This is a genomic window from Paucisalibacillus globulus DSM 18846, from assembly GCF_000482485.1.
In the GTDB taxonomy this organism is placed as follows: Bacteria; Bacillota; Bacilli; order Bacillales; family Amphibacillaceae; genus Ornithinibacillus; species Ornithinibacillus globulus.
This window is the reverse complement of record NZ_KI519437.1, coordinates 161,485-183,482: the sequence shown is the minus strand read 5'-3', so window position 1 is coordinate 183,482 and position 21,998 is coordinate 161,485. Positions and strand designations below refer to the sequence as shown.

Below are 21,998 nucleotides of genomic sequence, written 5' to 3'. Positions count from 1 at the left end.
GGATTAGGATGAAAAGCGTAAAATTGGTACCACATGTTACGAAATTTGCTGAAGCAATGTCATCCCTAACTTCATCTCCTCATGTGAAGGAAGCATTAGGTTTGACCGATGAACAAACATCCCTTGAGGGTACCAAAAAATTCATCGAGTTCATTGGTGAACAGGAGGAAGTGGGAAAGCAATATTCTAGGTGTATCTTAGATGAGCAGGACCAATTAATAGGTGTTATAACCTTGAAAGACATTGATAAGGTAAAGAGCACATGTCATATTGGTACCTGGATTGGTCATCGGTTTTGGGGACAGGGATATAACGAATTAGCAAAGGCAGAAATCTTACATACAGCATTTTCTGTCTTAAACGTAGATTATGTATTTGCCGGGGCAAAAGTTTCCAATGTACGTTCACAAAAGGCACAAGAAAAGTTGCCATACATGAGATTAGATGTTGGGAGTGAATTCCCGGAAGAGCATCGAAAGCTTGAAGTACAAGTGAAGACGGATTGCATCCTAAATGTTATAGAGAAGAATGAATTTCTGAGTTGGTATAAGCAGAATACGGTGTAATTAGGAGGTCATTATGAAAGTAAGAAAAGCAGTTATCACAGATGCATCAGGAATTGCAAAGGTTCATGTAGATAGTTGGCGTACGACTTACAAAAATATTATCCCAGAACAGGCTTTAAATAATCTTTCTTATGATAAGCGGACAGAGTTATGGAAGCGTAATATTACTCGTGCAGGTAACTATGTGTATGTAGCAGAAAATAATCAGGGTGAGATTGTTGGCTTTGGTGATTGTGGGAAAAGGGAAGAGAATGAAGTGGAGCATTCAGGTGACTTAACTTCCATTTATTTATTGAAAGAATACCAAGGAAAAGGAATCGGTAAGGAATTACTGAAACAGATTCTGCATACATGTTTGGAGCTTGGCTATAAGAGAGTGTTTGTAGAAGTATTGGAGGATAATAAAACACGTTATTTTTATGAATACTACGGTGCAGAGTTATTAAAGACGGAAAAGATAGTGATGTCAGGGAAGGAACTTAATCTTCTAGTCTATGAGTGGGATGATCTTGGAGAGGTTTTGAACAAGTTATAGGATGGATTGGAAAAGGATTATCGTGTATAAAAGGATGAGCGAATGTAAGTTTTTCTAAAAGAGAGAAAAGGCACTATATTCCTATATAGCGCAAGGAAGGATGAGGAATTTTTATGAAAAAAACAGCAATACTACTATATCCAGAGTTCAGTGAATATGAACTTACAACTGCATTATCAATTTTAATGCAAGGAGGAAAACCAATAACTTTTATAAGTTTAACAAAAGATTCAGTTAGGGGGGAAGCGGGACTAGTTAGCTTACCTGAATTAGCATGGAATGAGGTTAACTATGAGGAATACGATAGTTTACTTTTAACAGGGTGTACGGATATTCAAGAGGTCGCAAAATCTGATGATTACATCCGATTTATAAAAGATATTTCTTCACAAGAAGGTTTCGTAATAGCAAGTATTTCAAGTTCACCATTTTTATTAGCAAAGGCAGGGGTACTAAAGGGGAAAAAATATACGGTTGGAATGTACGAGGAAGATAGGAAAGCATCTCCTTACTTTGAAGAAGAAAACTTTGTGGGGGAGTTAGTGGTTGAAGATGGAAACCTAATTACGGCATGGGGTTCTGCGTTTATTGAGTGGGGCGTTACATTTGGTAAGGCCTTGAATTTGGAATTTGAAGCAGCTTGGTATGGCAAAAGGAACTAACCAAACACTCCAAAGGTATATTACAATGATGCTTCACTAAAAAAGGGAGATTAAAATGAAACTCACACATACAAGGATTCTAGTAAACAACTATAAAGAATGCTATCAATTCTATAAAGATATCCTCTCCTTTCCATGTACATGGGGGGATGAAGATTCTAATTATGCTCAGTTTGATACAGGGAATACCTATCTATCCGTCTTTGATAAAAAGCAAATGCTAGAGGATATAAATGAGCCTCAGGATAGTTATGATTCCCACCTGTTAAATGAAGTTGCAATCATTTTTAGCGTGGATGATGTAGATGATGCTTACCAATCGCTAAATCCAAAGGTAGACTTTATAACTCAACCTCACAACAGGGAGGATTGGGGAATTCGAGTAGCTCATTTCCGCGATCCGAATGGTACATTGATAGAAATAAATAATAGAATCTAATTAAAATTTTTTTCCATGCTTATTACATAATAATTTTGTGAAAAGTGTTTATCATTCTAGCATTTATCCGTTTTTGAAAGAAAACAAAGCAGCTTGAAGTAGGAAGCAGGATTTTAAATGAATAGGATAAAAATTGGTAGCTTGTCTTTGGTGATTGGGTGTGTATTAGAAGTTCTAGCAATTTTAATAAAAATGTGATTGACATGGAGTTAACTCCATCTTTTAAAATGAGCCTAATAGAAGATGGGAGTGACGGGAATGTCATGTATAACGTATTGTTTAGTCGGATTGTATGCTGTGTTAACAGGAGTAGCGGGAATTGCACAGTGGAAGGGAAATGGATTTCAGGTAAGAACGTTTTTATTCATTATTGTTTCTATTTGCATGCTTGGGATATTATGGTATCCGAATAAAATAATCATGTTAGACATACTAATTGTTATTTTTATTATCATACAAAGTTTGGCTGTATTAGAAGGATTGATAACAAACGGAAAAATCCGATTTAGCCATCATATCATGAGATTTATTTTTCATATAGTACTCATTTTCTTCGTATATCATTTCATAGTTTAGTAGGTGGGATTATGAGAATAAGTGAATTTGCCGAGCAAACAGGTCTAAGTAAAGATACGATTCGATATTACGAAAAGATAAATCTCATTCTTCCAGCTATCCATAATAAGCAGCGGGACTATTCGAGTGGGGATGTTGAGAGAATGGACACGATTATCAAATTAAAGGATACCGGATTTACATTAATGGAAATCAAAGCCCTGTTCGATTGGTCTAGAGATGCCGATCATCATAGCGAATTATCAGAAGCAGAGGTAAAAAACCTCCGACAAATTAAAGCACTTTTCCAGGAGAAGTATGCCGAAATGCTTCAAAAGGAAGAGAGAATTAAAGAGATGAAGCAAGTGTTAGTCAATGCAAATCAAAAAGTAGATTATTTGCTAGAGAAAAATAAATAATCGTGATTGTATCTTCAATGAGGTTTGAAAGGAGATAGTAAATGAAGGCGATAATCCAAAAGGAATTTGGCGATCCGAGTGTACTTACCTATTCCGATATAGAGATACCTAAAATAGTTGAAAAAGAGGTATTAATAAAGACAGCATATACAAGTGTTAATTATGCTGATATAAAGACGCGAGTAGGAAATAAAGGAAAGGGAGATTTTCCTTTGATACTTGGGTTAGATGTTGCAGGAGTGATAGAAGAAGTTTCACCGTGTTCAAGTTTTTCCAAAGGGGATCGGGTGATAGCTTTTCCTAAGAACGGGTCCTATGCGGAATATGTTGTCGCGAATGAAAAACTAATTTTTAAGATTCCAGATAACCTTTCATTTAAAACGGCTGCAACAATGCCTACTGTATCCATTTTATCTTATATACTCTTACACGAGATTGGCCAAGTACAAAAGACAGATACCATTGTTATACATAGTGCTGCAGGTGGTGTAGGTTCTATGTTAGTACAATTGGCAAAATTAGCTGGTGTTCAGAAAGTTATAGGTACGGTTGGAAAGCAGAATAAAGAGGATTATGTAAGAAAGTTAGGGGCAGATATTGTTTGTACTTACGATGAATTTGCAGAAGTAACGTTAAAGCAAACGAATAATAAAGGGGCTACTATCATTTTCGACTCTGTAGCTGGGGATGTTACCACCAAAAGTTTAGAGTGTTTAGCCTTATTTGGTACCCTTGTACAATTTGGTAATAGTAGTGGAAAAGCTGGTTCTTTTAAGACAAGCGATGTACATAGTAGTTGTAGGAATATAAAAGGGTTTAGTTTAGGGACTACTCGTAAACATAATCCAGAACGACTAGGCACGGTTGCTAAGAAGGTCTTGGATTTATTTGCTACCAACAAGATTTCTATTCCAATTGCTAAAGTCTTTCCTTTAAATGAAGCGGCAAATGCACATAGATTAATCGAAAGCCGTGATTATGAAGGGAAAGTATTGATAAAGGTTTAAAACAAGGCCATGGGGACAGGTACCTCGGCCCGGCCGAGGTACCTGTCCCCATGGTTTTATTGATACCACTTAGGTTTTATTCTACTGAAATAATCATGATCCTCTAGATACATGTAAACTTTGTCTAACATTTCATTCATGTTGTTTGGAACGGTTTTTAGAGTCCAAACGACAGTGGAGAAAACACACATAGCCAGGTAAAGGGAATACAACCTCCAAAATTCTTCATCAGGTTCTTTATTATTAAAATATCCCCTAATTTGGCCGATTGAAAATGGGATGCTTACTCCGCGGCTAAAAATTCCTATCTTTAAAAATTCATGAATCGGGTCTCCCCAATCATACCTATTAAAGTCTATTACTCCAGCAAATCTTTTATTATTCACAATGATATTTCCAAGGTGAAAATCATCATGTTGAAAAAGATTAGGGCGATGTTTCATGAGTTTCATATTTTCATCGATAAAATTCATTATTTTATGGTCATCTTTAACCTTAACCTCACATGCTAAGTATGCGTCTATATATTTTTGATGCTTTACAACTTTCCTGGAATACCATGAAGGTACATGGCTAGGAGCAGCAAGTTGATGCATTTTCCTTAATTCTTTCCCAGCCTCCATACCTATTTGGAATTGCTCTTGATCTGAGTAATTTTGAATTTCATCCTCAGCATCAACACCCTCTATGTATGAAGTGATCATATATCCCCGATTTTCTATCTCTCCAATTGAAATTGGTTGGGTACAAGTAACATGAAAATCCTGCATGCTTTCTATAATGGAGTACTCTGTCTTCCTTAATTGCAACTCTTCGGAATTAAACATTCGTAGTAACAACTTATTGCTTCCATCTTGCATATGTATGAGATATTTTTTATCGGAGGAAAACCCCTTTTCGATTTCAATAATTTCTTTACAATTCCTTATTAAAGGGATTTGTTTTATTAGAGTTTTGTTCATAGCTTCACCCCTGTTATTAAATTTCGAATATCAATTTAGTAATTTTCATTGTGTATAGTAATTATTCCATCCTGAAATATGGCCCAGGCCCAGCCGAGGTACCTGTCCCCATGGCCGGAAATGATTATGATTGTCTCTCTAACACCCACATCTTAGACACGTCTTTGTAACCTAGTTTTAAATATAAAGGATGCCCCATCTGGCTAGAGGCAAGGACACTTTCAGTGGCACCTTCCTTCTTAGCATCTAATAGCATTTTTCGGCAAAGTGCTTTAGCAAACCCTTTTCTTCTGTGAGCTTTTAACGTAACTATATTATCCAAACATACTGTTTTATCAAATATGATATAGCTCCCATGAATTGCAGGTTGCCCGTTTTCCTCTCCAACATAAAAATGCAGATTTGGATCGTCCAATTTTTCTAAATTGATAGCAGTTTTACCATAAACATCATTGATCCGCTGTGCGTCTTTCTTGGTGTTGACACGCCTGATGTTCTTGTTTTCTGTTTCAAAAGACCAACTCTCCAGATTTAGATTCATAAGATAATCTGTCATTCTGATGGTATAACCTTCCGCAAGATAAGTATGTGGTTTCTCATCAGACAACACAGTAAGCCAATAGTTTTCTTCGATGCCTTGTTTATTTATGGTTTCCATAACGTAGGCAGGATTAGAATTATAGACAAAAAACTCATCTGTTCTACCAAAGACAGTTGTACCAAAAGCAAGCTGTTTTATAGAATCATACTCATATAATTGGGATGTAGGCTGACGACTACAGTAAAACTCACAGCGGGTAAAATAATCAATAGCATTTTTTAACTCCATATTTTCTCCCATAAGAAAACCTCCATTCATCTTGTTCACCAACAAGGCCATGGGGACAGGTACCTCGGCGCGACCGAGGTACCTGTCCCCATGGCCGCTTGTTTATATATCTTTGGTCTTGATTCCAAGGATAGTTGTATTACTTGGATCATGCTTAGAATATGTACCTCGCTTATTCGTAAAATATAGAAATATCCTATTTAAGTAGATTAATAGAAAACCGAGAACTATATAAACAAATAAGAAGGCGGTAATGAATAATGCGACTTTAGAATAACTGCCAACCCCTACTGGAATTTGTCCATTAGGATTTAAGAAAAAGTAAGGATAAAAGCCATCAATCAATCCTCTCAGGCAAGAAACAATAGTATAGAGTATAGGATAAAACATCCAATAAAAGATGAATTTTAAACTATATTTTTTCTTCACTTCAAAAAATGTCCAATTTATAAAAACGAGTATCGGAATGAAGTAATGAAGAGTAAAGTTAGTGATAACTCGAATACCGTCATATTCTCCACCAGAAGCGAGAAGAAAATGATAGGTAAGAAAAACAACACACATATAAATGACTGAACAATTCTTTAAAAAATCCAGAAAAGGTATGCCGTTCCTTTTTGATGAAACGGCAAAGGTACTGAGTAAAAATGTAATGAAAACAATTAGATTTGCTTGAATTGTGAGTTTTGTAGTAGAAACCAAGGGGTCAGGAGAATAAACGATATGCAATACAACGCTGATGAAAGCTATTAATGAGATAAAGATTTGAAATGCTAACTTTAATTTGAGATTTGTTTCTTTTACCATCATATTGGCATACTCCTTTTATAGAAATTTAGAATGGATAGACTGTCTATGAAAGAAAAATTTTATAAAGAGCAACGCATATTGTAACAGCACCTCTTTTGAAGTATTGCGCCGATGATTTTTAATAAGAAACTACTTATAAATTTGTCTGAGCCATTCTAGAAAATAAGCAATTGCTCCTTCACGTTTTACCATAATATTACGAAAATTAAATTCATAAAAACATCCGTGGATGTTTTTACAAAGTAGTAATAATCGGACCTTCCTTCGTAATAATAATTGTATGTTCGTATTGAGCGACATAACTTTCATCAGTTAGATAGGACCATCCATCATCTTCAGAGAGGAAAACTTCTTCTTCCAATGTAGAGATAAAAGGCTCGAAGGCAATAACCATGCCATCGGTTAAGGTGTCATCGTCCCAGCGAGAGAAGTAATTGAGAATATGATCTGGTGCTTCATGAATTGAACGCCCAACACCGTGTCCTGTAAGATTTTTAATGACAGTTAAACCATGTTGTTTTGCAACTTTGTGTACAGCCTTTCCGAGAGCGCTTGTTCTTGAACCGACTTTGGCCTTCTCCAAACCTGCGTCGAACGCTTCTTTAGCAACGTCACATATTTTCTGCAGTATGAATTCGCCCTTTCCAACAACAAAGGAAATGCCAGTATCTGCGAAATATCCATTTTTAGAACCCGAAACATCAATATTTACCAGATCTCCTTCTTGAATGATTCGATCCCCAGGAATCCCGTGCGCTACTTCTTCATTTACGCTAATGCATGTATATCCTGGGAAGTCGTATTCTCCTTTTGGTGCAGATTGTGCTCCTGATTTTTCAAAAAGTCCCCCAGCAATCTCGTCGAGTTCCTTCGTAGTTATTCCAGGTTTTGTACATTGGACTAATTCATCTCGAATCGATCCGCAAATTCTACCTATTTCCTTTAATCCATGAAAATCCTCTTCTGTCTTTGCAATCATCGTAAATCCTCGCTTTTTACATTTTTTCATAATTATTATTCCAGTTAAATTCTAGCATAAAACCATGGGGACAGGTACCTCGGCCGTGCCGAGGTACCTGTCCCCATGGCTGTTTTGTGTTTATTTTGATAATGCAATCTTTATATGTGCTAGGTGATGTTCTTCATGCCATGCTAATTTTGCAAGCTTTGTCGCAACTGTTATTCTACCATTTATTTGATGAACAAAAGATCGCTCTAATTGCTCTTCGGTTAGACTATGCCCCAAAGAGACAATGCGCTCATTTATACCTTCTAACATTTTTGTAGAACTTTCTACAGGAAGTTTTGTATCCGGTTGAACAGCCCACTTATCTTGATCAAAATTGGGCACTGTTGGATTTTCATCTGTTAAAGCCAACTTTAAACGTTGGAACATATTCAACTGAGAGTCAGCGATATGATGTACTAGCTCTCGAACTGTCCAGCTACCATCACGATATGTTTTACTTAACTCCTCATCACTTAATGAGTCAACAGTTTCTCTTAACCTGGTAGTGTATGTTTCGATCTGAGTTAACCAATCTTGAATATTTTCAGATGTTACCTTCTCGGGAACTTGTAATTTGCCAATTGGGAATTTTACATCCATTTTTTATTCAATCCTCTCTAATTGTTATTTCTTATTTTATATTTGTATTAACGTTCAATATAACTAATTTACTTGGGTCTTGTAAACATTTAGCAATTAACTTGCTATTCATTCGGATTATTATTCTTTAAAAAGTTTATTAGTTCATCTTCGCTATTGTGTGAGTTTCTGCATGAGTCTTAAATCCTTGAATCCTTATATGTACGAATGACAGGTTTACTCATTTTTAATCGCCTCTCTGACCCGTTACATCAATACTAACATAATATTATGAAAATAATCCGCGCGAATTATCTGAATAAATCTATCCACATAATTGAGAATTGTTATCACTTAGTGTATATTAGAAAGTAACAAAACATATAACCTGAGTTAGGAGAATATAAATGCAAATATACTGGACGAAAATTAATAAGATTATTGATGAAACACCTGAGGTAAAAACGTACCTACTCGATTGTCCGGAAGACTATACATGGGAAGAAGGTTCCCATATCCACCTTGCCCTGGAGGGGTTTAATGCTGGGGAAAAACCAAATCGTAGCCTGATTCGTCATATGTCTATCTCCACTTTACCAAATGAATTTGCAATTGGTATCACGACACGCATCAGAGAGCAGTGCTCAGAGTTTAAGTCGATTTTAAGAAACCTAAAAATTGGTGATGATGTTGCAATATTTAAAACGCATTCGAATGTACCACTTAAAAGAGAAGACAAGAATGTATATTTGCTATCATCAGGTGTAGGCCTAGCAACTTTTAGACCGCTTGTTCTTGATTATTTTGAACGCGCTGACAACGTTAATCAAATTCATTCTTTGAACATCGATTCATCCAAGGAATTCTTATTCACTGATATTTTCAAATCTGCAGCTGACAAGAAGTTTACCGCAGCATACGTCGATAACCGTAAAGACTACTATGAAGAAGTGAAGAGCCTTGCTAAAGATTCGGATGGACTATTCTATGTTGTAGGCAGTGACGAGTTCCTTGCTCAGAACATTGAAGTTCTACGTGGCGAGGGCATTAAGCCAGAACAGATTATGCTCGACAAGCATGAACAGCAACGAGCTAAGTTTATATCAATGGATTTGTTAGTTTAATCTGCACATAATATTTTCACGGTAAACAGAGTCCAAAAAGCTTAAGGTAGTTTTCAACTTCAAGCTTTTTGGGCTCTGTTATTTTTTCAAATTAAAATAATAACAATTTTAGGGTCACCTTCATCCAGGTTTTCGATCACTTCACTTTGCATAAACGTTTACTATAAATACTTTTTCAAAGCTAAAGAAAAAGATTAAGTCACTATCGAATCTAGCTTTGGAATTAACTAAGTCCTGTTAATTAACGCAAAAGTAATCTTAGTTTTTGATGACTGTTAGGTTATTGAAAATGTGAAAGTAAATTAAATACGTTCCCTTGTTAATTGACATTTGGTTAAATCCATATTATTCTATATATGATAATATGAATATATGTTCATATACAAGCTGTATAAATTCAATCAAAGGGGTAAGGGTGAATGAATAAAGAGCATAACATGGAAGAAACCGCTAATGAAGGAGTACAAGATTTAGACGAAGAGACGTTGTTTATCGTCTCACAAACATTCAAAGCATTAAGCGACCCGACTAGAATTCGCATATTAAATCTATTGTGTACAGGAGAGCATTCCGTTAATGATATAGCAGAGAAGTTAAATTTGAGTCAATCAAGTGTCTCCCATCAATTGCGTTTCTTAAAGAATCTAAGGTTGGTCAAATATAGAAGAGCAGGTACAACTTTGTTTTATTCGGAGAATGACGAACATGTCATGAATTTATTGAAGCAAGCTGTTGAGCATGCTTTCCATCATTGATTTAGGGGGGATTCTAGAATGGGACACGATCACGGTCATGACCATACACACGGTGCAAATAAAAAGGTACTATTAATTAGCTTTATAATTATTACGTTATATATGATTGTCGAGGCTATAGGTGGATTACTTACAAATAGTCTTGCCTTGTTGGCAGATGCTGGCCATATGCTGAGTGATGCTATATCTCTTGGGATAGCATTAGTAGCCTTTAAACTTGGTGAAAAAGCAGCTAACTATAGTAAAACATATGGATATAAGCGATTTGAAATTTTAGCTGCTGTCCTAAATGGAGTAACTCTCATACTAATTGCTTTGTTTATCTTTTATGAGGCAATCGGTCGTTTTCAAAATCCACCTGAGGTTGCTTCAACTGGAATGCTGATCATTGCTTCTATTGGTTTGTTAGTCAACATTCTCGTAGCGTGGATTATGATGCGTGGCGGGGATGTGGAAGAGAACTTAAATATGCGTGGAGCATACTTGCATGTGATTAGCGATATGCTTGGTTCCATTGGTGCTATTATCGCTGCACTACTGATCATATTCTTTGGTTGGGGTTGGGCAGATCCACTCGCAAGTGTCATTGTTGCCGCACTGGTATTACGTAGTGGATTCTTTGTAACAAAATCCGGACTGCATGTCCTGATGGAAGGGACACCACAAAATGTGGATATGGAAAATGTAATACAAACGATAAAACAAACAAAAGGCATACAAGGTGTTCACGACTTGCATGTTTGGTCGATTGCAAGTGGGTTAAATGCTCTCTCCTGCCATGCGGTTGTAGATGATAAAATGTCCATTGCTGAAACTGAACAACTGCTCCGACAAATTGAACATGATCTTGAGCACCAAAATATTCAACATTCGACGATTCAATTTGAAACATCTGCACATCTGCATGACAATTCTATTCTGTGTAAAGTGAAAGGCGAATCATCTGGACACCACCATCATCACCATCACTGATGGGAATTGCAATTGTATTACTAGACCAAATCAAAAATCCTCTCTGGTTACAATGGAGAGGATTTTTTTTCATTCCGATATACATCAATATCGCTTATTAAAGGAACCAGCGCTGGTAGTCACTCATGAAGCGCAAGAAGAGCAGCACCACACCAAATAATAAGTAAAACAGCCCCCTATCTGTACGATGACTTTATCGAATGTCAACATGCAGCTAGGAGGTAATTATTAAGTTATCTATTTTATTTTTCTTAAAGGAAACAGGGGCTATTAACGAAAATAGAAATCCAATTTACTGTGTTACTAGGTGCGCTAATTCTTATGCTATTTGCAATACTTCTCCATGGAAAGTAATCTACTCAGCTTAATTCGCAACCTTTTCGACTTTCTTTTTCTTCCCTTTTTCCTCGACTTCTAAAATCACGCTATTCCCGTTAAACACGCCACCATCTTCAATAATCATTCCACGTGAAGTAGCACTGCCATCTAGTTTTCCATTGGAATCAATTTGGATCTTTTCTGTTGTTTCCACTTGGCCTTTTACAACTCCTGCAATAATTACGTTCTTTGCTTTTATGCTTGGTTCTACATAGGCATCCTTTCCAATGTACACATCACCATTGCATTCAATTTCGCCAATGATTTTCCCATCTACTCGTAAGCTAGTTGGTAAGGTTATTTTTCCCTCAATAATTGCCTCAGAGCCAATAATGGTCTGGATGATTTTTTCTTCTTTTTTCTTGCTCATCATTTCTCCCTTTCTGGTAAACTATTCGATATCAAATTCACCATATAAATTAAAGTAAGCTTTCGGATCAACTGGTTCGCCATCTTTTATCACTTCATAATGGAGGTGTGGGCCAGTACTTCTCCCTGTACTTCCTACTGTGCCAATGATGTCGCCTTTTTTCACGACGTCCCCATCTTCCACATCAATCTCCATTAGATGCCCATACAGGGTTTGGAAGGTACTAGAGTGCTTAATAATAATTGCATTCCCATAGCTACCATAGTATTTTGACATGGTAACCGTTCCATCTGCGGTTGCATATACAGGTGTCCCGTAGTATCCGCGAATATCTACCCCACTATGGAAGGATGAGGAACGCTGGAATGGATCATTTCGTACACCAAAGTCGGATGTAATCGAATCTGGGTTTGTTGGCCATGCGGTTGGCGTGTATTGGAGTTCTATACTCACCTCATCAGCAATTGCTAGTGTTTCTTTATAGCGTTCTATGAGTTCATTTGACGCTAAAAAGGACAAACCTTCTGCTGAAACTTCTGTGTTTGTCCCATCTGCTGCAATATGTATTCCGCCACTTGGTTCAACCAATGTCGGTAATTCATTGATGTAAGTTCTCATTTGTACTTCTAGTTCGGTTAATTCTTCAAGCCTTGCCCTTGTTTCACCAGTTTCTTCTTCAAGTACTGCCATTGTATCTTGTAATTGTTCACTTTTTGCTGTTTCCACTTTAAGGTAGCTAGAAAGCTCCTCTATTTCAGCCTGTTGACCGTGATTTGCATGAATATAATAAAACAGTGCAAGTACTGGAATAGCGGCAAGAGCGGCAATACTGTATAGTAAACTCTTATTCATATGAAATTGTTTTACAACTTGGCTAGCATCATTAGATAGAATGGTGAAGGTGAGCAAATTGCTTCTTTTTTTCTTCCGTTTCAACCATCTGAACTCCTTTCCCTTCTCTAATCTAGGCAGGGTTAGCGTAATGTAACAAGTTCCAAATTTTGCTCCTTAAGATACGCAATAATCTTAGGTAATGCTTCTAGCGTTGCTTTGGTCTCATGAAGAAGAATAATAGACCCAGATACTTCTGTTGATTTAATATGTTGAATAATTTTATTCGCATTACGTGATTGCCAATCTCTTGGATCATTGTTCCAAAGAATAATGCGCTGCCCCAAATCTGCTGTTAATTGCTCTGTTGTGTTGTTCATTTGACCAAAGGGAGGTCGGAACAGTGTTACATCTTCACCAGTTATTGCCTCAATTAATTCACTAGATTGAAGTAGCTCTTCTTGCTGTGTGTTTGCTCCACTACTTGCAAAATTAATATGGTTCATGGAGTGGCTACCAATAGAATAGCCATTTTTATGTATGTACTCCGTATTTTCAGGGTATTTCGCTACATTAGAACCGACTAAAAAGAAAGTACCACCAGCATCACTATCTATTAAAATATCAATAATCTCTTTTGTAAAGGAAGATGGACCATCATCAAATGTGAGAGCCACCTTTCCCTCGGGGACACTATGTGAAGTCCCATCCCCAAGCTCAAAAAATGGAATGGCTGGATTTTCGTCAATCGTAATAGTTTCTTCTTGTATAGTCGTTTCAGGTTTCGGCTCTATACTCTCTTTAAGAGGAGTTTCTTCTATAGTTATTTCCTGTTTATCAGCAACTTTTTCTGGTTGTGCTAATGCCATTGTCAAAATAGAATGACCAGTATATGTAAAAATGATTGCACAAATAATCGCAAAAGCAGTAGCAAGCAACCAAGAGAATTTGCGTTTAACCTTAGCAGGTGCTTGTGGCTCACTTGATGTCAATTCTGCTTGTTGTGCGTTCTCTTCTATTGGAGTAAATGCTAGCTCTTTTGACAGAAACGGAAGTGTATCCACTTTATCGAAACAATCTATTCTCTTTAATCTAGCTAATTGACACGCGTAATCATCTGAACAGGTGAACTCTAGCTGATTACTTTGCTCCAGCATTGTGCGTGTGACGGTACTTTTATCTAGGTATGTTCGAAGTGACAGTCGATAGTGGTAACCCTTTGTAAAATCTGTGACCTCGTGTAAACTTGTAGCGGTTTGCTGATCAACTTCCCAGTAGAATGTCTCTTCCTTTTCAAACTGCACATTGACTTGTAAATAATAATTATGTTTATATTCTCTAATCCCTACTAGTTGTAGTATCTTCAGATGGTACATAAGACAAATTCTCCTTCCCCCAAAGGATGGCTATTAATCTTTTAATCTAGGAATCTTGTTCAGTTGAATGAGATGAACTGGTTTTTGGTGTGAAAGAGAATGACATACGTTCGGTAAATTCATTAATCGTTTTCATTAGTTGATTTTTCTCTTCCACAATTTGTTGATAGCTTGTAGCGTATTTTTTATTTTCAGCTTCCATGTTTCGGATCTTCTCTGCTAATTCATTCGCTTTTTGCATGTGCTCGTATTTGCTATTCGTAAATTCCTCATTTAACGTAGTGTATTTATTTTGTTCCGTTTCTAGAAGACTGGTAACCTTTTCATATTCGGTGTTGGAATTAAATTGGTACTCCTTATAGTCCTCTAGCAATTGATCATAGCTCATTTGTTTATTAGTTAAGTTGTTTTCTAATGTTTGAATTTCTTTATTCTTTTCACTAAGAAGTTGCTCACGGTTCTCTAAATCTTGTTTGTATCGACTAATCGATTCATTTGCTTCCAATAGACGTTTAGCAAGATTATTACGTTTAAACTGCTCTAATTGACGATCCTTTAACAGGTTTTCAACTGCAACAATTAAATCCAATGATTGCTTGTCCTGGTTCTCCTTGGATAGTACATTCCTATTGGCGGATTCTTCCAGTTCAGTAGGACTTTCCTCCTGAACGATTTCTTCTACCGCCTTCGTTGCAGCTATTTCCTTCTCCGTAATAATATTTTCCCATGCTTCATTTGCATCCGGGTTTGTTCGATTCCCTTTAAACCATCCTAGCCCTTTTTTATCTGGTTCTTTTGACATGAAATTCTTCCTTTCCATAATTGTTATTTATGTATGTATTTTCGTTTTAATATATAGAATTCTCTTATTTTATTGTAAATCTATGTCGAAGAATGTCAATAGAATAGTAGTTTCGTAGGGGGAATATTATCCTTGTTTTTGAGGTTGTTTTTTATTTTGTCAATTATTTCACCTTTGCTAGTTTCATAAAGCAGTAATACTTTTTCAAAGGTGAGGTAGGAATTAGGCTTAGCTAGTTATGAACACATTTTCTGTAAATTAACTATATTATCCCAAGCATGTCCCTTAAGTGAGCATATTGTAATGGTAAAAGGGAAAGGAGGTGAGGACTTGTTAGAAGCAGCGATTATCACACTTCTTGTTAGTATATGTATCTATCGCATGGAACCGTTAAGAGGTTTGCTGGAACAGGTCGTAACTAGAGCTTCGAATAGTAAATCTGCTGTTTCTATCATCATAATCGGGTTAGTTGCTGGGAAGGCTCCGACAATTAGTGAATCCTTAGGGGACTTGTTTGATATTGCGATTACAACAACTATTAATATGGAGTTCATCACATTAGATGTAGAAGTATTAAGTATACAAATGACATCCATTGGAGCAATCCTATTCGGAGTAAAAAAAGAAAACATCCGCCAAACAGGACTGGCAGTTTTTGGGTTAGCTGTAGGTGTAGGCGCGATATTCGGGCACGTCACGTTAGCATCTGCAATGGGAGAAATGGAATGGTTAAGTTCGATTAGTTCATTTTTAAATGATCATCTCGTATATGCTGCAATTGTTGGAGCAATTATTCGTTCAAGAAAGATCGCATTAGGAGTTGCTGTAATGTTATTAGTAGTAGGACTGTTTAAGTTGGATACAGCATTCGTAGTATTTTTAGGTGCTTATATTCGGATGCTTATCGAGTCTAGGTATAACGGGCAGTTGTAAAGTATTTATTTAGCATGGATTAAATAGAGCCATCTTCTGAATGGTGAGGATGGTTCCTAGAAGTTAGGAGTTCTTTTATACTTTATTAATAGAAGTGTCAATCCGATTGTACTAATTCATTAGAAAATAAAAAATGTATGTTTGTTTATTCTTTAGAAGAGAGGTGATGAAACGATGGTAAAATTCATCTGGTTTGATACACTATTAGAAGAAGATAAAAAAGGACGGTAAGCCAATGAAGATTACAATTGTGTCAGTAGGTAAACTGAAGGAAAAGTATTTAAAACAGGGAATAGAAGAGTATTTGAAGCGACTGACTGCCTATGCAAAGGTAGACATTGTAGAAGTAGCGGACGAGAAGGCTCCTGAGAATATGAGTGAAGCAGAAATGGTTGAAGTGAAGCGGAAGGAAGGAGAACGAATTCTTTCCCATATTGGGCAGGATACATATGTAATTACATTAGAAATTGGTGGGAAGATGATTAGTTCGGAACAGCTGGCTGCTAAGATGGACGAGCTTGCGACTTATGGGAAGAGTAAGATTGCGTTTGTGATTGGTGGGTCGCTTGGGATTAGTGAGGAGGTGCAGAAGCGGGGGGATTTTGCACTGTCTTTTTCTAAGATGACGTTTCCTCATCAGTTGATGCGATTGGTGTTGGTTGAACAGGTTTATCGGGGGTTTAGGATTATTAGGGGGGAACCGTATCATAAATAAGGGTAAAATATTAAGGGAAGTTAAGGCTTCCCTAAAGTTTTCCTCCCTTGAAAATGGCTCTTCCATAAAGGTTGTATCGAGTGGTGCAATGCAGTTTACTTCAGACATTTTATTAATTAAGATACTAGAACTACCTTGTAAGGCCTCAATGGTGAAGTCAAACATCAGATTGATACACTTGATTTGTCTACCTTCCTTGTGAGATACCTTTTCTTTGGTTATTTGGATATCCTTTATAAAGAGTGAAAGCAACTCCTTCTTTTCTGTAGTATCCGCTTTATCCAAAAGAGTATCAATGTTTTTAAGAAGATGAGTCAGTGCTTCAGCATCGATGGGATCTTTACTGATAGTTTGTAGCTCTTTTTCAACCTTCTCTATATGACTTTCAATGGTAACCAGTTGTTTTTTCTGTTCTAACATTTTCTTACTATAAATATCCCTTAAATCGGGATCATCCATTAGCAATGTAACTAAATTGTCTAACTGCTTTTCAGTTTTCTTTTTGTTTTTAAGCAGCCGTTTTTTCTCATCTAGTAATGGAGATTCAGCATTCAATCTTTCATTATTCATTTTGTTGACTAACTTCTCAATAAAAAGGGGAAGTGTTACAATACGCTTTAATTCATTAATTACATATTGTTCAGCCTTGTCCGCATTTATGGTATGGGCTTGGCATGCAGTTCTACCTTTGTTTTTATATTGACCGCATTGATAAAGTCTGTATTGCTTGCCATTTTTACCTCTTGACTTTGCTGCAGTCATTCCATATCCGCATTCAGGACAACGAAGTAATCGACCTAAGAAGTATGGTTTTGACGATTGTGCTGGACGGAAGGAGCGTGTTTTCAATTTTTGTTGTACTTGATTCCAAAGCTCCATCTCGATTATCGGAGTGTGTATGCCATCTCTTATAATCGGATTATCATTTTTACCTTTTCTTCTTTTCTCAGACCAATTCTCATGCTGATTATAACGAATTTTTCCTATGTATAATGGATTCTCTAAAATACCTTTAATAGTAGCAATGGAGAAATCCTTCTTCTTTTTTGTTTTATAACCAAGCTTGTTCATTTCATAAGCAATTTTCTTATAGCCATGGCCTTTACTTGCTAAGATAAATATCTCTTTTACAATCTTTGCTTCATCTTCATTGATGATAAGTTCCTTGTTAATCACATCATAACCAAGCACTATTCCACCATTCCACATTCCTTGATTAGCTCGTTGATTCATTCCCATCTTAACACGATCAATTATCGTTGCCCGCTCCATTTCAGCAACAGAACTCATTACTGTGTAGAACATCTTTCCACCAGGTGTAGTAGTATCAATGTTCTCTGAATAACTCATTAGTTGAACATTGTGGCGCTCAAGAGTTTCAACAATTTCAAGCGAATCCCTTGTTTTACGTGCCAACCGGTCTAGTTTATATGTTATAACAGTATCAAATTCTCCATTTTTTGATTCCTTCAGTAGACGTTGCATTTGTGGTCTACCCTGAATACTTTTTCCACTTCTCCCCTCATCGATATATTCATCAATAATCTGAATGTCACGTTGTTTTGCATAATCGTAGAGAAGCTGTTTCTGTGCTTCAATACTGTATCCTTCTGTTGCTTGTTCCTCTGTACTTACTCGTGCGTAGATTACTCCTTTAATCATTAAAACGCCTCCTTATTAGCGATTTTTTTGTTGCCAGTTACATCACTCTTAGACAAAGTACTTTCAATAATAGATGTCAGTTGATCTAAGAATGCCTCCCTCTTTCGAGCATCTGCCTCAAGTTCTCCAATCATGTTGTGGCTTGGGTATTCCACCATGTTAAATCCACTCCTATAAGTTTCGTTGTTTGTTACTTCTTCTTATTAACAAGAAGGTTTATTAACTCTCCAGATGACAACAACTTGTTTTGAGAATTGATGATTTGACGGGCCTCATGTAATGGGTGATTAGCCTTAGAACTATCAAAATTCCCTTGAGTCAGAGAAGTGGTCTCCATTAGCATTCGTGAGATTAAACTCTCCATTTCATAATCAGTAATGTCTTCTTTGAAATGAATGTGGTAAATAGGCTTATATTCATTTTTGCCTAGGCAATGATAAAGCAAGATTCCTTTCGTATCATCGAAATCGAAATAGATTTCATCGTCATTACTCTCATTATCTTCGACTGCGATAACTAATTCATCTACATCGTCAAAGTCGATATCAGTCTCTATTACTTCAGGTATGCCAATAGAAAACAATCTTTCTTCGCCCAGATAAAATTCGTCTGTAACAGATTCCAGAGGAACTCTATATTCTTGAGTTAACTTATGGATGAGCTGAAAAGATGGGTTTTTAGAATCGCCTCTTTCAATTGCTGAAATTGACTGTGGTGCAACACCAATTCTGGATCCAAGTGAGGTTATAGTGTAATCAGATCCATGGTACTGTACCATGTGTTGTCTAAAAAAACGTAGTCGTTCACCTAATGTACATTCTTTAAGGTGTTTAAAATCATAAGAGTCAATATTAATTGCAGACAAAACAGCACCTCCAAATAATTATTTCTTGAATTAATACTAACACTATTGTAATATAAATTCAAATACACGGGTTATAATCCATTATATTTTAAAACAAGGAGACGTTTATGAATTTAAATAGCTTTAAGGTGAAGCCAGAGCACTTAACAGGAGTTAATCAGTTTAATGTTTCAACAAACGGCCAATTTATTATCCAAAGGAAAATCTTTTCCGACGTTTACCCTGACTTTCCTGATCTTAAAACGTTCAAATTATACATCTATTTGTGTAAGTCATATGAATGGAAATACCAAAGAGTAAAGAAGGCAAAAGCCCAAATACAATTGGACTTGAAGTTGAGCCGTAATGAACTAAATAATGCCTTAGATTGGCTGGAGGTAAACTATTTTATTGCGAGAACCAATTCCCATAAACAGCAAATGTATCAGACTGAATTATTAACTGCACCTGATTATGATCCATTTACGAATACTTATATAAGCTGCAATTCAATACCATTCTATACAAGTAATCTAAAGCAAAGGAATCAAGGGTATATTATGGTGCCGGCGGATGCAGTTACAAATAAAATGCTGGAGAACACATCCACAGCAGATAGAACATGGACTTACACAAAGTTAAAAGTATATCTACTTTTATATGCAAATTGCTGGTTGAGCTATTTTGGTGGAGTAAATCCTGAATCTGTACAGGTAGAAATAAATTCAATACACGTAGATCATTCCTTCTATTACAATGTTAAAAAATCAGAGAAACAGGTAGTTAATACAATAAAGCTGTTACTGTCTATGGGTTTATTTAAGATTGTAAAGGTTTGCTTTGTAAAAGGTGAGTATATAGGGGATAGTCTATTAGTATCTACTCGAAAAGGTATAAGGGAATGTTATGTTTTACGACCATATCATTTATCAGCAAAAAAAGTGAACAACAAAGAGTTAGATAGCAAAAGGGGAAGTATGATTCTATGACATACAAAAAGATAAAAGCAAGGATAATGGATAGGAATGTATTAATAGAACATGATGGAGGTAGTCATATACTTTTACATGATCAACCATTGGAAATGCCACATACTAGCTCAAAAGGAACTAATCGATTGCAAAGTACTTCAATGATGGACTTTCAAGGAAAGATATCGATGGTTTTACGTGCAATAGCAAGCCAAAAGGGGGTTATACTTCCCCTCCTGAAAGGTGAATATGGGGTAGAGATTAATATTTCAACACCAAGGCCACGCAAAGAGCTTCCAATACTAGAATCGGTGAAAGCTATTATAGATGCAATTAACAATGAAATAGTCTCTAATGATGCGGAAATCTATTCTTTAAGGGTAAACTTGTACTCAAGTAAACCGGGTTCAAGAATGAGGGAGAGCATGCCTTATGACAGTATTGACCTTCGTATTTATGACGTGTTGACTCAAACCACGAAACTTCAGTTTAACGGTCTTACTACCTATATTGTGCCAAAGAGCAATCCAATACTTTCTGGTGGCTTCGATGATGAGAATTTCTATCCGCACATCGAGCTGTTACATCAACCAATGAGAGAACTACTTTACAAAGATGGATTTGAAATAGCGGCTTCAAATCATTATGCAGTAAAACTACACTTTAATGGAGCGATACAATCAAAGGACTTAGATAACATGGCAAAGACCTATTTGCCGATTTTATATGGAACACAAATAGTAACACCGTTTAACATTGTTAAACTTGAACTATCAAAAGAGCATGTATCAAATTCTATCGGCTACATTGATATACGAGTAAATTGTAATAGTATGCAACCATAGATAAAGTCATGTATATCAAGTAATCACTACACACTTACTTACTAGTATTATGCAACATATACTAGAGGTAATACTATTATTTTAAAATTCAATGTTACAATTACGGCATTTTACGGATATATACAAAGTGAGTGGGATTATTAGGTTATTCTATAGTTGATAAGATATATACGTAATTAGTAAAAATCCCTTAGTATCAAGGCCTATACCGTGATTAGGTGGTAGTACCTAATAAGAAGGAATTGTATTTGGCTAAATTTAGCCCATAACTTGATGATATTAAAATAAAGTCAGTGATGGCGCAACTTCTAGCACCTTCACTGACTTTCTTGAAAAAATTTTTTATAGATATCCTTTTTCTTTCAAACTAGTATATTTCTCATGGCCCACAATGATATGATCCAAAATCTCAATACCCATCATCTTTCCAGCCTCACCTAGACGTTTTGTTACATTAATGTCTTCCATGCTTGGTGAAACGTCTCCACTAGGGTGGTTATGCCCGACAATTGCACTAGCACAGCTACGGCGTACTAAATGATTGAACACCTCACGCGGATGTACGATACTAGCATTTAGTGAACCGACAAATACTGTTTCACGGAAAACTATCTGATTCTTTGTGTTCAATCCCAAAACTACAAAATGCTCTTGATTTAAATATTGCATGTCTTTTAAGTAGTCATAAGCGTCTTGTGGCGAACGTATTGTATATCGTTGCTCTACTGGGCATGGGTTCATGCGAGCAAGTTGTAAGGCAGCGATGATTTGCTCAGCTTTTACTTTCCCAATACCTTTAATATGCAGTAACTCTTCCTTCGTTACAGCTAATAATTCTTGAATAGATGGGTAGCGGTTAAATAACTCTGTTACTACATAACTATCTTCCTTTTCACGAGTTGTTGTTGCTAATAGATTTCTAAAAGTGATTTTATCGATTGAATTGTTCATAATAAATTCCTCCATTAATTGTTTGATTGAATAAAAAAAGGAGAGACGATATGCGCCCCTCCAGATTGAATAGGTGTTAACTTTTCGATATACTGTT

26 protein-coding genes and 1 pseudogene are annotated in these 21,998 nt (G+C 36.2%); 14 read left to right on the top strand and 13 right to left on the bottom strand.

What is annotated here, in order from left to right:
- Nucleotides 1–8 precede the first annotated feature (8 nt).
- The 7 genes from K332_RS0116290 to K332_RS0116260 all read left to right on the top strand — a co-directional run bounded on the left by K332_RS0116290 (nucleotide 9) and on the right by K332_RS0116260 (nucleotide 4,183).
- Entirely contained in the window at nucleotides 9–566 is a 558-nt protein-coding gene (locus K332_RS0116290) for a GNAT family N-acetyltransferase (RefSeq protein ID WP_026908425.1), read from the top strand.
- A gap of 13 nt (nucleotides 567–579) precedes the next feature.
- On the top strand, nucleotides 580–1,101 hold the full coding sequence (locus K332_RS0116285) for a GNAT family N-acetyltransferase (RefSeq protein ID WP_026908424.1): 522 nt from the start codon (nucleotides 580–582) through the stop codon (nucleotides 1,099–1,101).
- Nucleotides 1,102–1,214: 113 nt separating this feature from the next.
- Nucleotides 1,215–1,763, top strand: coding sequence for a DJ-1/PfpI family protein (locus K332_RS0116280; protein WP_026908423.1), 549 nt, complete (start codon nucleotides 1,215–1,217; stop codon nucleotides 1,761–1,763).
- Nucleotides 1,764–1,818: 55 nt separating this feature from the next.
- A complete protein-coding gene (locus K332_RS0116275; RefSeq protein WP_026908422.1) occupies nucleotides 1,819–2,202 on the top strand; it encodes a VOC family protein in 384 nt (127 codons plus the stop codon).
- Between the two features lie 258 nt (nucleotides 2,203–2,460).
- Nucleotides 2,461–2,778 (top strand): hypothetical protein, encoded by a 318-nt coding sequence (locus K332_RS0116270; protein ID WP_026908421.1) that lies wholly within the window; start codon nucleotides 2,461–2,463, stop codon nucleotides 2,776–2,778.
- An 11-nt stretch (nucleotides 2,779–2,789) separates the two neighbouring features.
- Entirely contained in the window at nucleotides 2,790–3,176 is a 387-nt protein-coding gene (locus K332_RS23365; protein WP_051359506.1) for a MerR family transcriptional regulator, read from the top strand.
- A gap of 41 nt (nucleotides 3,177–3,217) precedes the next feature.
- The gene (locus K332_RS0116260) at nucleotides 3,218–4,183 is read left to right on the top strand and encodes a quinone oxidoreductase family protein (RefSeq protein ID WP_026908420.1); all 966 of its coding nucleotides are present in this window, start codon (nucleotides 3,218–3,220) and stop codon (nucleotides 4,181–4,183) included.
- A gap of 56 nt (nucleotides 4,184–4,239) precedes the next feature.
- On the opposite strand, the gene K332_RS0116255 is transcribed toward K332_RS0116260, so the two are convergent.
- From K332_RS0116255 to K332_RS0116235, 5 genes are all read right to left on the bottom strand, one after another.
- A complete protein-coding gene (locus tag K332_RS0116255) occupies nucleotides 4,240–5,145 on the bottom strand; it encodes an aminoglycoside phosphotransferase family protein (protein ID WP_026908419.1) in 906 nt (301 codons plus the stop codon).
- Between the two features lie 124 nt (nucleotides 5,146–5,269).
- Nucleotides 5,270–5,986, bottom strand: a complete 717-nt coding sequence (locus tag K332_RS0116250; protein ID WP_026908418.1) for a GNAT family N-acetyltransferase — start codon at nucleotides 5,984–5,986, stop codon at nucleotides 5,270–5,272.
- Between the two features lie 90 nt (nucleotides 5,987–6,076).
- Nucleotides 6,077–6,784, bottom strand: a complete 708-nt coding sequence (locus tag K332_RS0116245) for a Pr6Pr family membrane protein (protein ID WP_026908417.1) — start codon at nucleotides 6,782–6,784, stop codon at nucleotides 6,077–6,079.
- A 235-nt stretch (nucleotides 6,785–7,019) separates the two neighbouring features.
- A complete protein-coding gene (gene map / locus K332_RS0116240; protein WP_026908416.1) occupies nucleotides 7,020–7,763 on the bottom strand; it encodes a type I methionyl aminopeptidase in 744 nt (247 codons plus the stop codon).
- Between the two features lie 120 nt (nucleotides 7,764–7,883).
- A complete protein-coding gene (locus tag K332_RS0116235) occupies nucleotides 7,884–8,393 on the bottom strand; it encodes a YfiT family bacillithiol transferase (protein WP_026908415.1) in 510 nt (169 codons plus the stop codon).
- A 386-nt stretch (nucleotides 8,394–8,779) separates the two neighbouring features.
- Here K332_RS0116235 and K332_RS0116230 point away from each other — a divergent pair, with 386 nt between their 5' ends.
- The 3 genes from K332_RS0116230 (at nucleotide 8,780) to K332_RS0116220 (ending at nucleotide 11,223) form a co-directional block, all read left to right on the top strand.
- A complete protein-coding gene (locus tag K332_RS0116230) occupies nucleotides 8,780–9,496 on the top strand; it encodes a ferredoxin reductase domain-containing protein (protein ID WP_026908414.1) in 717 nt (238 codons plus the stop codon).
- A gap of 419 nt (nucleotides 9,497–9,915) precedes the next feature.
- A complete protein-coding gene (locus tag K332_RS0116225) occupies nucleotides 9,916–10,251 on the top strand; it encodes an ArsR/SmtB family transcription factor (RefSeq protein ID WP_026908413.1) in 336 nt (111 codons plus the stop codon).
- 18 nt (nucleotides 10,252–10,269) lie between these two features.
- The gene (locus tag K332_RS0116220) at nucleotides 10,270–11,223 is read left to right on the top strand and encodes a cation diffusion facilitator family transporter (RefSeq protein WP_026908412.1); all 954 of its coding nucleotides are present in this window, start codon (nucleotides 10,270–10,272) and stop codon (nucleotides 11,221–11,223) included.
- Between the two features lie 364 nt (nucleotides 11,224–11,587).
- Here the strand turns inward: K332_RS0116220 and K332_RS0116215 are convergent, their stop codons facing one another.
- Genes K332_RS0116215 through K332_RS0116200 form a run of 4 tightly spaced genes read right to left on the bottom strand, consistent with a single transcriptional unit; the run spans nucleotide 11,588 to nucleotide 14,980 of the window.
- On the bottom strand, nucleotides 11,588–11,971 hold the full coding sequence (locus K332_RS0116215; RefSeq protein ID WP_084288061.1) for a bactofilin family protein: 384 nt from the start codon (nucleotides 11,969–11,971) through the stop codon (nucleotides 11,588–11,590).
- Between the two features lie 21 nt (nucleotides 11,972–11,992).
- Complete coding sequence (locus tag K332_RS0116210) at nucleotides 11,993–12,907, bottom strand: M23 family metallopeptidase (protein WP_051359505.1); 915 nt, start codon at nucleotides 12,905–12,907, stop codon at nucleotides 11,993–11,995.
- 38 nt (nucleotides 12,908–12,945) lie between these two features.
- Entirely contained in the window at nucleotides 12,946–14,178 is a 1,233-nt protein-coding gene (locus tag K332_RS23360) for a polysaccharide deacetylase family protein (RefSeq protein ID WP_051359504.1), read from the bottom strand.
- Nucleotides 14,179–14,224: 46 nt separating this feature from the next.
- The gene (locus K332_RS0116200) at nucleotides 14,225–14,980 is read right to left on the bottom strand and encodes a hypothetical protein (protein WP_026908409.1); all 756 of its coding nucleotides are present in this window, start codon (nucleotides 14,978–14,980) and stop codon (nucleotides 14,225–14,227) included.
- A gap of 330 nt (nucleotides 14,981–15,310) precedes the next feature.
- Here K332_RS0116200 and K332_RS0116195 point away from each other — a divergent pair, with 330 nt between their 5' ends.
- On the top strand, nucleotides 15,311–15,913 hold the full coding sequence (locus K332_RS0116195; protein WP_026908408.1) for a Na/Pi symporter: 603 nt from the start codon (nucleotides 15,311–15,313) through the stop codon (nucleotides 15,911–15,913).
- Nucleotides 15,914–16,148: 235 nt separating this feature from the next.
- On the top strand, nucleotides 16,149–16,628 hold the full coding sequence (gene rlmH / locus K332_RS24595; RefSeq protein ID WP_084288058.1) for a 23S rRNA (pseudouridine(1915)-N(3))-methyltransferase RlmH: 480 nt from the start codon (nucleotides 16,149–16,151) through the stop codon (nucleotides 16,626–16,628).
- Nucleotides 16,629–17,255: 627 nt separating this feature from the next.
- Here the strand turns inward: rlmH and K332_RS24590 are convergent.
- From K332_RS24590 to K332_RS22775, 3 genes and pseudogenes are all read right to left on the bottom strand, one after another.
- A pseudogene (locus tag K332_RS24590) lies at nucleotides 17,256–18,290 on the bottom strand (recombinase family protein); the annotation flags it as partial.
- On the bottom strand, nucleotides 18,290–18,448 hold the full coding sequence (locus K332_RS24045) for a hypothetical protein (RefSeq protein WP_156914220.1): 159 nt from the start codon (nucleotides 18,446–18,448) through the stop codon (nucleotides 18,290–18,292). The pseudogene K332_RS24590 and the gene K332_RS24045, both read right to left, overlap by 1 nt.
- Before the next feature lie 32 nt (nucleotides 18,449–18,480).
- The gene (locus K332_RS22775; protein WP_036689153.1) at nucleotides 18,481–19,155 is read right to left on the bottom strand and encodes a helix-turn-helix domain-containing protein; all 675 of its coding nucleotides are present in this window, start codon (nucleotides 19,153–19,155) and stop codon (nucleotides 18,481–18,483) included.
- A gap of 107 nt (nucleotides 19,156–19,262) precedes the next feature.
- Here K332_RS22775 and K332_RS0116175 point away from each other — a divergent pair, with 107 nt between their 5' ends.
- The gene (locus tag K332_RS0116175; protein WP_026908407.1) at nucleotides 19,263–20,123 is read left to right on the top strand and encodes a hypothetical protein; all 861 of its coding nucleotides are present in this window, start codon (nucleotides 19,263–19,265) and stop codon (nucleotides 20,121–20,123) included.
- The gene (locus K332_RS0116170) at nucleotides 20,120–20,950 is read left to right on the top strand and encodes a hypothetical protein (protein ID WP_026908406.1); all 831 of its coding nucleotides are present in this window, start codon (nucleotides 20,120–20,122) and stop codon (nucleotides 20,948–20,950) included. Before K332_RS0116175 ends, K332_RS0116170 begins: the two co-directional genes overlap by 4 nt.
- Before the next feature lie 342 nt (nucleotides 20,951–21,292).
- Here K332_RS0116170 and radC read toward each other — a convergent pair whose 3' ends face one another.
- On the bottom strand, nucleotides 21,293–21,901 hold the full coding sequence (gene radC / locus K332_RS0116165) for a RadC family protein (protein ID WP_245604735.1): 609 nt from the start codon (nucleotides 21,899–21,901) through the stop codon (nucleotides 21,293–21,295).
- Nucleotides 21,902–21,998 lie beyond the last annotated feature (97 nt).

Excerpts from the sequence above, each read along its gene's own strand:
- K332_RS0116290 (WP_026908425.1), top strand. The coding sequence starts at position 9 with ATGAAAAGCGTAAAATTGGTACCACATGTTACGAAATTTGCTGAAGCA.
- K332_RS0116285 (WP_026908424.1), top strand. The coding sequence starts at position 580 with ATGAAAGTAAGAAAAGCAGTTATCACAGATGCATCAGGAATTGCAAAG.
- K332_RS0116280 (WP_026908423.1), top strand. The coding sequence starts at position 1,215 with ATGAAAAAAACAGCAATACTACTATATCCAGAGTTCAGTGAATATGAA.
- K332_RS0116275 (WP_026908422.1), top strand. The coding sequence starts at position 1,819 with ATGAAACTCACACATACAAGGATTCTAGTAAACAACTATAAAGAATGC.
- K332_RS0116270 (WP_026908421.1), top strand. The coding sequence starts at position 2,461 with ATGTCATGTATAACGTATTGTTTAGTCGGATTGTATGCTGTGTTAACA.
- K332_RS23365 (WP_051359506.1), top strand. The coding sequence starts at position 2,790 with ATGAGAATAAGTGAATTTGCCGAGCAAACAGGTCTAAGTAAAGATACG.
- K332_RS0116260 (WP_026908420.1), top strand. The coding sequence starts at position 3,218 with ATGAAGGCGATAATCCAAAAGGAATTTGGCGATCCGAGTGTACTTACC.
- K332_RS0116255 (WP_026908419.1), bottom strand. The coding sequence starts at position 5,145 with ATGAACAAAACTCTAATAAAACAAATCCCTTTAATAAGGAATTGTAAA.
- K332_RS0116250 (WP_026908418.1), bottom strand. The coding sequence starts at position 5,986 with ATGGGAGAAAATATGGAGTTAAAAAATGCTATTGATTATTTTACCCGC.
- K332_RS0116245 (WP_026908417.1), bottom strand. The coding sequence starts at position 6,784 with ATGATGGTAAAAGAAACAAATCTCAAATTAAAGTTAGCATTTCAAATC.
- map (WP_026908416.1), bottom strand. The coding sequence starts at position 7,763 with ATGATTGCAAAGACAGAAGAGGATTTTCATGGATTAAAGGAAATAGGT.
- K332_RS0116235 (WP_026908415.1), bottom strand. The coding sequence starts at position 8,393 with ATGGATGTAAAATTCCCAATTGGCAAATTACAAGTTCCCGAGAAGGTA.
- K332_RS0116230 (WP_026908414.1), top strand. The coding sequence starts at position 8,780 with ATGCAAATATACTGGACGAAAATTAATAAGATTATTGATGAAACACCT.
- K332_RS0116225 (WP_026908413.1), top strand. The coding sequence starts at position 9,916 with ATGAATAAAGAGCATAACATGGAAGAAACCGCTAATGAAGGAGTACAA.
- K332_RS0116220 (WP_026908412.1), top strand. The coding sequence starts at position 10,270 with ATGGGACACGATCACGGTCATGACCATACACACGGTGCAAATAAAAAG.
- K332_RS0116215 (WP_084288061.1), bottom strand. The coding sequence starts at position 11,971 with ATGAGCAAGAAAAAAGAAGAAAAAATCATCCAGACCATTATTGGCTCT.
- K332_RS23360 (WP_051359504.1), bottom strand. The coding sequence starts at position 14,178 with ATGTACCATCTGAAGATACTACAACTAGTAGGGATTAGAGAATATAAA.
- K332_RS0116200 (WP_026908409.1), bottom strand. The coding sequence starts at position 14,980 with ATGTCAAAAGAACCAGATAAAAAAGGGCTAGGATGGTTTAAAGGGAAT.
- rlmH (WP_084288058.1), top strand. The coding sequence starts at position 16,149 with ATGAAGATTACAATTGTGTCAGTAGGTAAACTGAAGGAAAAGTATTTA.
- K332_RS24045 (WP_156914220.1), bottom strand. The coding sequence starts at position 18,448 with ATGGTGGAATACCCAAGCCACAACATGATTGGAGAACTTGAGGCAGAT.
- K332_RS0116175 (WP_026908407.1), top strand. The coding sequence starts at position 19,263 with ATGAATTTAAATAGCTTTAAGGTGAAGCCAGAGCACTTAACAGGAGTT.
- K332_RS0116170 (WP_026908406.1), top strand. The coding sequence starts at position 20,120 with ATGACATACAAAAAGATAAAAGCAAGGATAATGGATAGGAATGTATTA.
- radC (WP_245604735.1), bottom strand. The coding sequence starts at position 21,901 with ATGAACAATTCAATCGATAAAATCACTTTTAGAAATCTATTAGCAACA.